The 15,236-nt window shown below is 75.7% G+C and carries 2 protein-coding genes; both read left to right on the top strand.

Annotation, left to right across the window (positions count from 1 at the left end):
• Nucleotides 1-19: 19 nt before the first annotated feature.
• Entirely contained in the window at nucleotides 20-7,975 is a 7,956-nt protein-coding gene (locus tag ACIRS1_RS15525; RefSeq protein ID WP_402839716.1) for an amino acid adenylation domain-containing protein, read from the top strand.
• Nucleotides 7,972-15,228: an amino acid adenylation domain-containing protein gene (locus ACIRS1_RS15520; protein WP_402839713.1), complete on the top strand. Its 7,257-nt coding sequence runs from the start codon at nucleotides 7,972-7,974 to the stop codon at nucleotides 15,226-15,228. The genes ACIRS1_RS15525 and ACIRS1_RS15520 overlap by 4 nt, the downstream gene beginning before the upstream one ends.
• The last annotated feature ends 8 nt before the right edge of the window (nucleotides 15,229-15,236 follow it).

Raw genomic sequence — 15,236 nt, 5'->3', positions numbered from 1 at the left:
GATGACGGAGAGCAAAGCAGTGACCACCACCCGGAACGCAGTCCTGCCGCTGACCGCGGCGCAGGCCGAGATCTGGTTCGACGAGCAGTTCGCCGACGGGCCGCTGGCCTACAACATGGCGGACTACATCGACATCCGCGGGCCGCTCGACCCCGAGCTGCTCGGACGGGCGCTGCAGCGCCTCGGCCACGAGGCCGAGGGGCTGCGCGTCCAGTTCGTCGAGGAGGACGGCGCGCCGGGCCAGATCATCCGCCCGCTCGCGCAGATCCCGCTCAAGACGGTGGACCTCAGCGGCGAGGCGGACCCGCTGGCGGCCGCCGAGCGCTGGATGCGTGCGGACCACGCCGACCCGATGAAGGTCACCGACTTCCCGCTGTTCCGCGGCGCCCTGATCACCCTGGACGCCGAGCGGCACCTGCTCTACCTGTGCATGCACCACATCCTCGCGGACGGGTTCAGCCGCTCGCTGCTGTACCCGAAGCTCTCCGCCGTCTACACCCGGCTGGCCGCCGGCGAGGGCCCGGACGAGCTGGACGCCGACGCCATGCCGGCCTTCCACCGGCTGCTGGACGCCGAGCGCAAGTACCTCGACTCCACCAGCGTCGAGAAGGACCGCGCCTACTGGACGGACCGGCTCACCTCCGCCCGGCACGGCGCGGTGCCCGAGCTGGTGTCGCTCTCCGAGCAGGAGCCGGCCCCCGGCCGGGTCGCCCTGCGCGAGACCGCCCGGCTCTCCCCGGAGACCACCGCCGCGCTGCACGCCCTCGCCCAGGACGGCAAGGTCACCATGCCGGTCCTGATGGTCGCCGCGATGGCCGCCTACACCCAGCGCGTCACCGGCGTCCCGGCGCCGCTGCTCACCCTGCCGGTCACCGGCCGGGTCGGCGCGGTCAGCCGCGAGATCCCCGGCATGCTCGCCAACTACCTGCCGCTGGCCGTCCGGGTGCGCCCGGAGATGACCCGCACCGAGCTGCTGCGCGCGGCCTGGATCGAGGTCGCCGGCACCCTGAAGCACCAGCGCTACCGCGGGGACCGGGTGCGCCGCGACATCGGTCTGCGGATCGACGACCAGCGCGCCTTCGGCCCGTTCATCAACGTGCTCAACCAGGACCCGGAGCTGGCCTTCGGCGAGGGCTGCCGCGGGGTCGTGGTCAACCTGTCCACGGGCATCGTCAAGGACCTCATCATGACGGTCCTCAACGCGGACGACGGCACCGTCGAGATCCACCTCGACGGCAACCCCGAGCTGTACGACGCCGCCGAACTCGCCACCCACCTGGCCCGGTTCGAGACCTTCCTCGGCACCCTCGCCACCATGCCGGCGGACCGCCCGCTGGGCCAGGTGGGCCTGGGTGCCACCGGCGAGCAGCTCGGCCTGCTCGGCGGCTGGGACCGCGGCGCCGCCGCCGACCAGGGACTGGTGGAGCGGATCCGCGACGTCGCGGCCGCCCGGCCGGACGCGGTCGCCGCGGCCGACGGCACCGAGCGGATCACCTACCGCGAGCTGCTCGCCCGCGCGGGCGGCCTGGCCGCCCGGCTGGGCGACGCCGGGGTCACCACCGGTTCGGTGGTGGCGATGTACGCCGAGCCCGGCGTCCCCTTCGTCACCGGCGTCCTGGCCGTCCTGGCCGCGGGCGGCGCCTACCTGCCGCTCGACCCGACCGCCCCGGCCGCCCGCAACACCGGGCTGCTGACCGACAGCGGCGCCCGCCACCTGCTGGCCGGCGCCGGGTACCGCGAGCAGGCCGCCGAGGTCGCCGCCGGGGCGGCCGCCGTGCTGCCGCTGTCCGACCCGGCCGACGGCATCGCCGGTGCGGCCCTGCCGACCCGCGGCCAGGGCCTGGACCTCGCCTACGTGATGTTCACCTCCGGCTCCACCGGGAAGCCCAAGGGCGCGATGGTGCAGCGCTCCGGGATGATGAACCACCTCTGGGCCAAGGTCGACGACCTCTCGCTCACCGAGAGCGAGGGCGTCGTCCAGAACGCGCCGCTCACCTTCGACGTGTCGGTCTGGCAGATGCTGGCCCCGCTCGTCGTCGGCGGGACGGTGCGGGTCTCCGGCACCGAGATGGCCGCCGACCCGACCGCCCTGTTCGGGATGGCCCGCGACGAGCGGATCGCCGTCCTGGAGGTCGTCCCCTCCCTCCTGCGCGCCGCCCTCGACGCCTGGGACGTGGACGGCACCGCGCCGCAACTCCCGGACCTGCGCTGGCTGATGGTCACCGGCGAGGCCCTGCCCGCCGACCTCTGCCGACGCTGGCACGAGCGCCACCCGCACATCCCGATGATGAACGCCTACGGCCCCACCGAGTGCTCCGACGACGTCACCCACGCCGTCATCCGCACCGGCGACACCCTCACCGCCCGCGTCCCCATCGGCACCGCCGTCCGCAACACCCGCCTCTACGTCCTCAGCGACGAACTCCAGCCCGTCCCCGTCGGCGTCCCCGGCGAGCTCTACATCGGCGGCGCCGGCGTCGGCCGCGGCTACCTCCACGACCCCGCCCGCACCGCCGCCACCTTCATGGCCGACCCCTACGCCGGCCCCGGCACCCGCATGTACCGCACCGGCGACCGCGTCATCCAACGCCCCGACGGCCAACTCGAGTTCATCGAACGCCGCGACCACCAGGTCAAGATCCGCGGCCGCCGCGTCGAAACCGGCGAGATCGAAGCCGTCATCCGCACCCTCGACACCGTCGCCGACGCCGCCGTCGCCGTCCTCCCCGACGCCTCCGGCAACCCCCGCCTCGTCGGCTACCTCACCGGCCCCGGCGTCGACCCCGACCAGGTCCGCTCCGAGCTCTCCCAGCTGCTGCCCGGCTACATGATCCCGGCCTCCTGGCTCGTCCTCGACGCCATGCCCCTCACCCCGAACGGCAAGCTCGACCGCAAGGCCCTGCCCAAGCCGGCGCTCGGCGAGCAGGACACCCTGCGCGGCCCGCGCACCGAACGCGAGCGGATCCTCTGCGACATCCTCGCCGAGGTGCTCGGCACCGGGCGGGTCGGCATCGACGAGGACTTCTTCGCCCTCGGCGGCGACAGCATCCGCTCCATCCAGGTCGTCAGCCGCGCCCACAAGGCCGGCCTGAGCTTCACCACCCGCGACATCTTCACCCACAAGACCGCGGCCGCCCTGGCCCGGATCGCCGGCGGGGCGGAGCCGCAGGCCGCGGCCGCGCCCGCCGAGGACGCCGGCGGCACCGGCCCGTACGAACTGACGCCGATCATGGCCCAGTTGCACGACGACACGCACAGCCTCACCGGCCCGGTCGTCAAGTACAGCCAGCACGTCGTCGTGCGGGTGCCCGCCACGCTGGACGCCGACCTGCTCGACACGGCCCTGCACGCCCTGGTCGACCACCACGACGCGCTGCGCACCCGCGCCACCGAGCCCGCGCCCGGCCTGTGGCACACCGAGGCACTGGCCCCCGGCGCGCTCGCCGGCGTGCGCCTGGTCGCCACCGCCGAGCACGGCGGCACGGACCCGCAGGACGCCCTCGGCCACGCCGAGCGGCAGGCCTCCGCGGCCCGCGCCCGGCTCGACCCCGCCGAGGCCGTGATGATCCAGGCCGTGCTGATCGGCGCGGCGCCCGGCGCCGACACCACCCTGCTGGTGATCTCCGCCCACCACCTGGTCGTCGACGGGGTGTCCTGGCGGATCCTGCTGCCCGACCTCGCCGCCGCCTGCGCGGCGCTGGCCGAGGGCCGCACCCCCGCGCTCGACCCGGTCGGCACCTCCTACCGCGCGTGGTCGCAGCTGCTCGCCGCCCAGGCCCGCACCCAGGTCCGCGGGTCCGAACTCGCGCTCTGGCAGTCGGCCCTGACCGGCCCCGACCCGCTGGTCGGCACCCACCGGCTCGACCCCGCGACCGACGTCTACGGCACCCAGCGCACCCTGCGCCTGGAGCTCGGCCCCGAGGTCACCGGCCCGCTGCTCACCGACGTCCCGGCCGCGTTCCACGCCGAGGTCAACGACGTCCTGCTGACCGGCCTCGCGCTCGCCGTCGCCGACTGGCGCCGCCGGCACGGCCGCGCCGACTACGCGCAGACCCTGATCGAACTCGAGGGCCACGGCCGCGAGCAGCTCAGCGACACCCTCGACCTGTCCCGCACCGTCGGCTGGTTCACCAGCGCCTTCCCGGTGCGCCTGGACCCGGGCACGCTGGACTGGGACGAGGTCTGGGCCGGCGGCCCCGCGCTCGCCACCGCCCTCAAGCGGATCAAGGAGCAGCTGCGCGCGCTGCCCGACCGCGGCGTCGGCTACGGCCTGCTGCGCTACCTCAACCCGCACGCCGCCCGCGCCCTGGCCGGGCACCACAAGCCGCAGATCGGCTTCAACTACATGGGCCGCTTCGACGCCCGCGAGGCCGGGCTCTGGGAGCCGGCCGGCGGCGACGGGGTGGTCGGCACCGGGGCCCACCCCGGCATGCCGCTGCCGCACCTGCTCGACGTCACCCCGGCCACCGAGGACCGGCACGACGGCCCGCACCTGATCGCCAACTGGTCCTGGGCCGGCCGGACCGTAGCCGAGGAGGACGCCCGGGACGTCGCGGACACCTGGTTCCGCGCCCTGGAACTGCTCGCCCGGCACGCCGCCGCCCCCGGCGCCGGCGGCCGCACCCCCTCCGACCTGCCGCTGGTCGCCCTGGCCCAGGAGGAGATCGAGGAGTTCGAGGCCGAGCTCGCACAGACCGGCACCGCCCTCGCCGACGTGCTGCCGCTCACCCCGCTCCAGCAGGGCATGCTCTTCCACGCCGACTACGACGCCGCCGGCTCCGGGCCGGACGCGGACGCCGTCGACGTCTACACCCTGCAGATCGTCGCCGACATCGAGGGCGAGCTGGACGCCGCGGCGCTGCGCGCCGCCGGACAGGCCCTGCTCGACCGGCACCCCAACCTGCGCGCCGCCTTCCGCGCCCGCGCCACCGGCGAGCCGGTCCAGGTCGTGCCGCAGCACGTCGAACTCCCCTGGCTGGACGCCGACCTGACCGACCTGCCGGAGCCCTCCCGGGCTGCCGAGCTGGACCGGATCACCGAGGCCGAGCGCACCCGCCGCTTCGACCTCGCCGCCCCGCCGCTGCTGCGCTTCGCCCTGGTCACCCACGGCGAGGGCCGGCACCGGTTCATCTGGACCAGCCACCACATCCTGGTCGACGGCTGGTCGATGCCGCTGCTGGTCCGCGAGCTCTTCGCGCTCTGCGCACCCGGCGCGGACGTCGCCCTGCTGCCCGACCCGGCCCCGTACCGCTCCTACCTGGCCTGGCTGACCGCGCAGGACCGCACCGCGGCCCGGGAGGCCTGGCACCGGGTGCTGGCCGACGTCGACGAGCCCACCCTGCTCGTCCCCGCCGACCCGGCCCGCGTCCCGGCGCTGCCCGACGCGGTGCTCGCCGAGGTGCCCGCCGACCTCACCGCCGCGCTCTCCGGCTGGGCCCGCACCGAGGGCCTGACCCTCAACACCGTGGTCCAGGGCTGCTGGGCGCTGCTGCTCGGCCGGCTCACCGGCCGCCAGGACGTGGTGTTCGGCGCCGTCACCTCCGGCCGCCCGGCCGAGGTGCCCGAGGTCGAGTCGATGATCGGCATGTTCCTCACCACCGTCCCGGTCCGGGCCCGGCTGCACCCCGGCGACACCCTCGCCGAGCTGCTGCACGCCGTGCAGGACCAGCAGAGCGCACTACTCCCCCACGAGCACCTCGGACTCGCCGCGATCCACCAGGCCGCCGGCCTGTCCGGCGAGGTCTTCGACACCGTGGTGCTGTTCGAGAACTTCCCGCTGGACGAGAACGGCCTCGACACCGGCGTCGCCGACGGCCCGCGCGTCGTCCGGGCCGAGGCCCGGGACGCCCGGCACCACCCGCTGAGCATGGTGGTGCACCCCGGCGACACCCTGCACCTGCGACTGGACTACCACCCGGGCCTGTTCGGCCGGGACGAGGTCGAGCGGGTCGCGACGGTCTTCCAGCACCTGCTGCGCACCGTCGCCGAGCGGCCCGACCTGCCGCTCGCCCGGGTCGACGTGACCGCCCCGGCCGACCTCACCGGCCGCGCCACCCCCGGCGAGCTGGGCGGGCTGCTCGGCGCCTGGGACCCGACGGTCGCCGAGGAGAGCATCGGCGTGGTCGAGCGGGTGCGCGCGGTGGCCGCCAGCACCCCCGACGCGGTGGCCGTCACCGACGGCGCCGGCTCGCTGGGCTACCGGGAGCTGGTCGAGGCGGCCGGCGGACTGTCCGCCGAGCTGACCGCGACCGGGGTCACCACCGGTTCGGTGGTGGCGATGTTCGCCGAGCCCGGCGTCCCCTTCGTCACCGGCGTGCTCGGTGTGCTCGGCGCGGGCGGCGCCTACCTGCCGCTCGACCCGACCGCCCCGGCCGCCCGCAACACCGGGCTGCTCGAGGACAGCGGCGCCCGCCACCTGCTGGTCGGCGCCGGGTACCGCGAGCAGGCCGCCGAGTTCGCCGCCGCCGTGCAGGGCGAGCCGGTCACCGTCCTCCCGCTGGAGCAGTCCGGGCCCGGGGCCCTGCCGGAGTGCGTGGGCACCGGCCTGGACCTCGCCTACGTGATGTTCACCTCCGGCTCCACCGGGAAGCCCAAGGGCGCGATGGTGCAGCGCTCCGGGATGATGAACCACCTCTGGGCCAAGGTCGGCGACCTCGACCTGGCGGCCGGGGAGGGCGTCGTCCAGAACGCGCCGCTCACCTTCGACGTGTCGGTCTGGCAGATGCTGGCCCCGCTCGTCGTCGGCGGGACGGTGCGGGTCTCCGGCACCGACATGGCCGCCGACCCGACCGCCCTGTTCGGGATGGCCCGCGACGAGCGGATCGCCGTCCTGGAGGTCGTCCCCTCCCTCCTGCGCGCCGCCCTCGACGCCTGGGACACCGAGGGCGACGCCCCCGAACTCCCGGACCTGCGCTGGCTGATGGTCACCGGCGAGGCCCTGCCCGCCGACCTCTGCCGACGCTGGCACGAGCGCCACCCGCACATCCCGATGATGAACGCCTACGGCCCCACCGAGTGCTCCGACGACGTCACCCACGCCGTCATCCGCACCGGCGACACCCTCACCGCCCGCGTCCCCATCGGCACCGCCGTCCGCAACACCCGCCTCTACGTCCTCAGCGACGAACTCCAGCCCGTCCCCGTCGGCGTCCCCGGCGAGCTCTACATCGGCGGCGCCGGCGTCGGCCGCGGCTACCTCCACGACCCCGCCCGCACCGCCGCCACCTTCATGGCCGACCCCTTCGCCGGCCCCGGCACCCGCATGTACCGCACCGGCGACCGCGTCATCCAACGCCCCGACGGCCAACTCGAGTTCATCGAACGCCGCGACCACCAGGTCAAGATCCGCGGCCGCCGCGTCGAAACCGGCGAGATCGAAGCCGTCATCCGCACCCTCGACACCGTCGCCGACGCCGCCGTCGCCGTCCTCCCCGACGCCTCCGGCAACCCCCGCCTCGTCGGCTACCTCACCGGCCCCGGCGTCGACCCCGACCAGGTCCGCTCCGAGCTCTCCCAGCTGCTGCCCGGCTACATGATCCCGGCCTCCTGGCTCGTCCTGGACGCCATGCCCCTCACCCCGAACGGCAAGCTCGACCGCAAGGCCCTGCCCGAGCCCGACCTGGGAGAGCTCGCGCAGGCCCGGGCCCCGCGCAACGAGCGCGAGCAGGTGCTCACCGAGATCCTGGCCGAGGTGCTCGGCACCGGGCGGGTCGGCATCGACGAGGACTTCTTCGCCCTCGGCGGCGACAGCATCCGCTCCATCCAGGTCGTCAGCCGCGCCCGGCGGGCCGGTCTCACCCTCACCACCCGCGACATCTTCACGCACAAGACCGCGGCCGCCCTCGCACAGGTCGCCGAGGAGCTCGCGGAGGACGCCGCCGAGACCGCCCCGATGGAGTCCGGAAGCAGTCTGATCGCCCTGTCCGACGAGGAACTGGCCGATCTGGAATTCGAGTTGAATGAGGAACTTTCGTGACGACCGCCCCCAGACCCGGGTCGAAGATCAGCGAAGTACTTCCGCTCTCCCCCCTGCAGCAGGGACTGCTCTTCCTGTCCTCGTACGACCAGGCCTCGCCCGACCCGTACACCCTCCAGTTCGTCGCCGAGATCGACGGCCCGAACGCCGGTGACGGCGAGCAGCTCGCCGCCCGGCTGCGCGAGGCCTCCGCGGCCCTGCTGCGCCGGCACCCCAACCTGCGGGCCTGCTTCCGCAACCGCAAGACCGGCGAGCCCGTCCAGGTCGTCCTCAAGGAGACCGAGGTCGCGCCCGAGTGGCGGCTGCACGACCTCACCGGGCTGCCCGAGGGGGAGCGGGAGGCCGCGGCGCAGCGGCTGGCGGCCGAGGACCGGCAGCGCCGCTTCGACCTGGCCAGGCCGCCGCTGATGCGGTTCAGCCTGATCCGGCTCGGCGAGGGGCACCACCGGTTCCTCTGGTCGGTGCACCACATCGTCATGGACGGCTGGTCCTTCCCGCTGGCCGTCCGCGAGCTGATGCAGCTCGGCGACGCCGCGACCGCGGCCGCCCTGCCCGCGCCCGCGCCGTACCGCTCGTTCCTGACCTGGCTGAACGGCCGCGACCGGGACGCCGCGCGGGCGGCCTGGGCCGGACTGCTCGACGGCCTCGACGGGCCGGTCCGGGCGCTGCCCGCGGCCGCTCCCGGGCGGGAGCCCGAACTGCCCTCCTTCGTCCGGCGGTTCCTGTCACCGGAGCGCACCGCGGCGCTCTCCGGCTGGGCCCGCACCGAGGGCCTGACCCTGAACACCGTGGTCCAGGGCTGCTGGGCACTGCTGCTCGGCCGGCTCACCGGCCGCGAGGACGTGGTGTTCGGCGCCGTCACCTCCGGCCGCCCGGCCGAGGTCCCGGACGTCGAGGCGATGATCGGGCTGTTCGCCAACACCCTGCCGGTGCGCGCCGACCTCCGCCCGGACCAGCGGGCGGACGAGCTCTTCACCGCCCTGGCCGGCCAGCAGCTCGCGATGATGCCGCACGAGCACCTGCCGCTCGCCGAGGCGCAGGCCGCCTCCGGCGTCCAGGGCGAGCTGTTCGACACCGTCCTCGCCTTCCAGAGCTACCCGCTGGACGAGGCCGCGCTGTTCCGCGAGTCCGGGGGCACCGTCAGCGCCGCCCGGATGCTCTCGGCCACCCACTACCCGCTGAGCCTCACCGTCTTCCCCGGGGAGCGGCTGGACCTCCAGCTCGCCTACCGCGCCTCGGCCTTCGCCGAGGACCCGGAGGCCTGCGCGGCGAAGGTCCTGGACCGGCTGCTCCGCGTCCTGGAGCAGGTCGCGGACGACCCGCGGACCCCGCTCGCCCGGCTCGGCGCGCCCGAACCCGCCGAACTGGCCCGCATCCTCCAGGAGTGGAGCGGCGCCGCCACCGCGCCCCGGCAGCCCGCCCGGCGCGCCACCGTCCAGGAACTGTTCGCCGAGCAGGCCGCCCGCACCCCCGACGCCGTCGCGGTCACCGCGCCCGGCACCGCCCTGCGCTACCGCGAGCTGGACGAGCGGGCCAACCGGCTCGCCCACCTGATCGCCGCCCGCGGCGCCGGCCCCGGGAGCCTCGTCGCCGTCGCGCTGCCGCGCGGCGCCGAGCTGGTCGTCGCCGTCCTCGCCGTCCTCAAGGCCGGCGCGGCCTACCTGCCGCTGGAGCCCGGCCACCCGGCCGACCGGATCGGCTACACCCTGGGCGACGCCCGGCCCGTCCTGCTGCTCACCGCCACGGGCGTGCTGCCCGAGCTGCCCGAGGCCGCGGACGTGCCGCGCGTCGACCTGGACGCCCCGGAGACCGCGGCCGACCTGGCCGCCCGCCCGGCCACCGCGCCGGAGACCGCGGCCACCCCCGACGACCCGGCCTACGTCATCTACACCTCCGGCTCCACCGGCCGCCCCAAGGGCGTGGTGGTGCCGCACCAGAACGTGGCGCGGCTGCTGGAGTCCACCGACGGCTGGTTCGGCTTCGGCCCCGGCGACGTCTGGACCCTGTTCCACTCCATCGCCTTCGACTTCACCGTCTGGGAGCTGTGGGGCGCGCTGCTGCGCGGCGGCCGGCTGGTCGTCGTCCCGTACGACGTGTCGCGCTCCCCGGACGCCTTCCTGGACCTGCTCGCCGAGGAACGGGTGACCGTCCTCAACCAGACGCCCTCCGCCTTCTACCAGCTGATCCGGGCCGACGCCGAGCGCCCGCGCCCGCTCGCCCTGCGCACCGTGGTGTTCGGCGGCGAGGCCCTGGACGTCGGCAAGCTCGCCGACTGGTACGCCCGCCACCCCGACGACGCGCCCCGTCTGGTCAACATGTACGGCATCACCGAGACCACGGTGCACGTCTCCCACCAGGAGCTGGACGCCGCGACCGCGGCCGGCGGCGGCGGGAGCGTGATCGGGCGTGGCATCCCCGACCTGCGGGTCTACCTGCTCGACGGGGCCCTGCAGCCCGTCCCCGCCGGGGTGCCCGGCGAGCTCCACATCAGCGGCCCGGGCCTGGCCCGCGGCTACCTGAACCGCCCCGACCTCACCGCGGCCCGGTTCGTCGCCTGCCCGTTCGAGCCCGGCGGCACCCGGATGTACCGCACCGGCGACCTCGGCCGCTGGCGCGCCGACGGCACCCTGGAGTACCTGGGCCGCGCCGACGAACAGGTCCAGCTGCGCGGCTTCCGCATCGAGCTGGGCGAGATCGCCACCGTCCTCGGCCGGCACCCGGCGGTCGCCGAGGCCGCCGTGGTCGCCCGCGAGGACCGGCCCGGCGACCAGCGGCTGGTCGGCTACGTGGTGCTGCGCGACGGCGCCGACCCGGCCGGGCTGCGGGAGTTCGCCGCCGAGCGGCTGCCCGAGTACATGGTCCCGGCGGCCGTCGTCCCGCTCGCCGCGCTGCCGCTCACGGCCAACGGCAAGCTCGACCGCCGCGCCCTGCCCGCGCCCGCCTACGCCACCTCGGCCCGCGCCCCGCGCGGCCGCGAGGAGGAGCTGCTCTGCGGCGTCTTCGCCGAGGTGCTCGGCCTCGACCGGGTCGGCGCCGACGACGACTTCTTCACCCTCGGCGGCCACTCGCTGCTGGCCACCCGGATCGTCAACCGGGTCCGCGCCGAACTCGGCGCCGAACTCCAGGTCCGGGACCTCTTCGAGGCCCCCTCCCCCGCCCGCCTCGCCGAACGGCTCGGCGCCGCCGCGCCCGGCCGGCCCCCGCTCACCGCGGGCCCGCGCCCGGCGGTGCTGCCGCTGTCCCACGCGCAGCAGCGGCTCTGGTTCGTCGAGCACCTGGGCGCGCCCGGCGGGCTGTACGGCATCCCGCTGGCGATCCGGCTGACCGGCCGGCTGGACACCGCCGCCCTGCAGGACGCCCTGCAGGACGTGGTGGCCCGCCACGAGGCACTGCGGACCGTCTTCCCGCAGCTGCCCGCCTCCCCTGAGGGGACCCCCCAGACCACCGGCGCCGGTTCCACCCCCGTATCCGGCGCCGGTGCCGGACCCGCCGAACAGCGGGTGCTCGCACCGGCCGAGGCCGTCGTCCCGCTCCCGGTCACCGAGGTCACCGAGGCCGGACTGCCGGAGGCGCTCGCCGCCGAGGCCGCCCGCGGCTTCGACCTGGAGCACGGACTCCCGCTGCGCGCCCGGCTGTTCGCCCTCGGCCCGGACGAGCACGTGCTGACCCTCGTCCTGCACCACATCGCCGGTGACGGCTGGTCGCTCGCCCCGCTCGCCCGCGACCTCACCGCGTACTACCGCGCCCGCCGCTCCGGCCGCCCCGCCGAACTGCCGCCGCTGCCCGTCCAGTACGCCGACTACGCACTGTGGCAGCGCGAGCTGCTGGGCTCCGAGACCGACCCGGCGAGCGAACTCTCCCGCCAGCTCGGCCACTGGACGGAGACCCTGAAGGGCCTGCCGGAGGAGCTGGCGCTGCCCTACGACCACCCGCGCGGCACCCGGGCCGACCACCGCGGCGACGTCGTGCGCACCGCCGTCCCGCCGCGGCTCGTCGAGGAACTGCACCGACTGGCCGCCGCCTGGGGCGTCAGCCCCTTCATGCTGCTGCGGGCCGGACTGGCCGCCCTGCTCACCCGGCTCGGCGCGGGCACCGACATCCCGCTCGGCAGCCCGATCGCCGGCCGCACCGACGAACGGCTCGACGACCTGGTCGGCATGTTCGTCAACACCCTGGTGCTGCGCACCGACACCTCCGGCGACCCGGGCCTGCGCGAGCTGGCCGAACGGGTCCGGGCCTACGACCTGGCCGCCCACCAGCACCAGGACGTGCCCTTCGAGAAACTGGTCGAAGTGCTCAACCCCGAGCGCTCGATGGCCCGCCACCCGCTGTTCCAGGTGATGCTCGGCTTCCAGCAGGCCGGCCCCGCCCCGGCGCCCGCCGCCGACCCGGAGCTCGTCGTCACCGAGCAGCCCGTCCCGGTCCGGACCGCCAAGTGGGACCTCTTCTTCCAGCTCACCGAGCAGGCCGACGGCGCGCTCGCGCTGGCCGTCGAGTACCGCACCGACCTGTTCGAGCGCGCCACCGCCCGCCGGATCACCGAGGCCTACCTGCGGCTGCTCGCCGCCGCCCTCGCCGCGCCCGCCGAACCGCTCTCCCGGCTGGAGCTGCTCGCGCCCGCGGAGGAGGCGGAGCTGCTCGCCCTCGGCACCCACCGGGCCGGCACCCCGCGCACCACCCTCACCGCCCTGGTCGACGAGCGGATCGCGGCCGCGCCGGACGCGGTCGCCCTGGTCCACGCCGAGCCCGGCCGCCCCGGCGAGCTGCGCCGCACCACCTACGCGGAGCTGGACGCCGGGGCCAACCGGCTGGCCCGTCTGCTGACCGCCCGCGGCACCCGCCGGGGCGACCTGGTGGCCCTGCGCCTGGAACGCGGCCCGGCCGTGGTCACCGCCCTGCTGGCGATCGCCCGCACCGGCGCCGCCTACCTGCCGATCGACCCGTCCCACCCCGACGAGCGGGTCGGCGACATGCTCACCGACGGCGGCGTCCGGCTGCTGCTCACCGAGCGCGCGCTGGCCGATCGCGAGCTGCCCGCGGGGGTGACCCGGCTGGTCCTGGACGAGCCGGCCACCGCGGCCGAACTGGCCGCCCTGCCCGGCACCCCGGTGCCCGCCGTGCCGATCGACCCCGACGACCTGCTGTACGTCATCCACACCTCCGGCTCCACCGGCAAGCCCAAGGGCGTCGCCGTCCCGCACCGCGCCGCCGTCCGCCTGGTGCTGGGCCTGCCCGAACTGGCGCCGACCGCGCAGGACACCTTCCTCTACTTCGCGCCGGTCGCCTTCGACGCCTCCACCTTCGAGATCTGGGGCGCGCTCGCCCACGGCGCCCGGCTGGCGATCCACCCGCCCGGCCCGGCCGACCCGCAGGCCCTGGAGGAGTTCACGGCCCGGGCCGGGGTGACCGTCGCCTTCCTCACCACCCAGTTCGTCAACACCCTCGCCGACACCCGGCCGCGCGCCCTGGCCCCGCTGCGCGCGCTGCTGACCGGCGGCGAGGCCCACTCCCGCGACCACCTGGACCGGCTGCGGGCCGCCCTGCCGGACACCACCGTGTTCCACGTGTACGGCCCCACCGAGGTGACCACCTTCGCCACCGGCCAGGACCTCGGCCGGGCCGACGGCACCGTGCCGATCGGACTGCCGATCGGCGACACCACCGCGTACGTCCTGGACGGGGCACTGCGGCCGGTGCCGCGCGGCGTGGTCGGCGAGCTCTACCTGGCCGGCGCGGGCCTGGCCCGCGGCTACCTGAACCGGCCCGCGCTGACCGCCGACCGCTTCGTCGCCTGCCCCTTCGAGCCGGGCGGCGCCCGGATGTACCGCACCGGCGACCTCGTCCGCTGGGACCGCAACGGCCGGATCGAGTACGTCGCCCGCGCCGACCAGCAGGTCAAGATCCGCGGCTACCGGATCGAACTCGGCGAGATCGAGCGGCTGCTGGCCGACCACCCGGACGTCGCCCGGGCCGCCGTCCTGGCCCCCGCCGACGCGGCCGGCCAGCGCCGCTTGGTCGCCTACCTGGTGCCCGCCGACGGCCGACCGGAGCCGGACCAGGCCGCGCTGCGCAGCCACCTGGCCCGCTCGCTGCCCGGCTACATGGTCCCGGACGCCTACACGGCGCTGCCCGAACTGCCGCTGAACGCCAACGGCAAGCTGGACGTCAGGGCGCTGCCCGCCCCCGCCCCCGCGGCGCGCGCCCCGCAGGTGCCCCGCACCGGGCCGGAGCGGCTGCTCTGCGCGGCCGTCGAGGAGGTCCTCGGGATCGCCCCGGTCGGCCCGGACGACTCCTTCTTCGCGCTCGGCGGGGACAGCCTGAAGGCGATCCGGCTGGTCAACGCGGCCACCCTGGCCGGGTTGCCGATCAGCCTCGGCGCGGTCTTCGAGCACCGCACCCTGGAGGCGCTGGCCGCCGGCGCCGCCGGGGGCGGCGCGGTCGACCTGCTCGGCCCCGTCCTGCCGATCCGGGCGACCGGCGGGCGCCCGCCGCTGTTCTGCGTGCACGGCGGCCTCGGCTTCGCGATCCCGTTCGCCGCGCTCGCCGAGCACCTGGACCCGGACCAGCCGGTCTACGGGCTGCAGGCCCGCGGTCTGTCCGGGGACGGCCCGCTGCCGACCGACCTGGGGGACGTCGCCGAGGAGTACCTGGCCAGGGTCCGGGCCGTCCAGCCGCACGGGCCGTACCACCTGCTCGGCTGGTCCTACGGCGGGGTCGTCGCCCACGAGATGGCCGTCCGGCTGCAGGCCGCCGGGGAGCGGGTGGCGTTCCTGGCCAACCTGGACGCCTACCCGGACGACGCACCGGACGCCCGGCCGAGCGACGCGGAGTTCCTCGCCGACTTCCTCGCCGAGGCCGGCGTCGACGCCACCGGCCTGCACCGGCTCAGCCCGCAGGACGTCGCCGCGCACCTGGCCCGCACCGGGGGCCCCCTCGCCGCGCTCGAACCGGGTACGCTGGAACGGCTGCTGGACGTCATGCGGAACAACCTGGAGCTGTTCCAGCGGTTCACGCCCACCCGCTTCGACGGCTGCCCGATGACGCTCTTCGTCGCGGCCGGCGGCGAGGACCGGCCCACCCCGGAGGAACGCGCCCTCAAGGTCAAGGGCTGGGAGCCGTACGTCGGTTCCGCCGTCTTCGCGCACGACGTGGACTGCGGACACCAGCAGATGCTGCAGCCCGCCCCGGCGGCGGCGATCGGCACCGCCGTCGAACGCGCCCTCGCCGCCCTGGCCGCCGACCCGACCACCTGACGCCCAAT

Source organism: Kitasatospora sp. NPDC101176 (genome assembly GCF_044768035.1).
Lineage (GTDB): Bacteria > Actinomycetota > Actinomycetes > Streptomycetales > Streptomycetaceae > Kitasatospora.
Note: the sequence above shows the minus strand (reverse complement) of the source record. Positions and strands in the feature narration are given on the sequence as shown.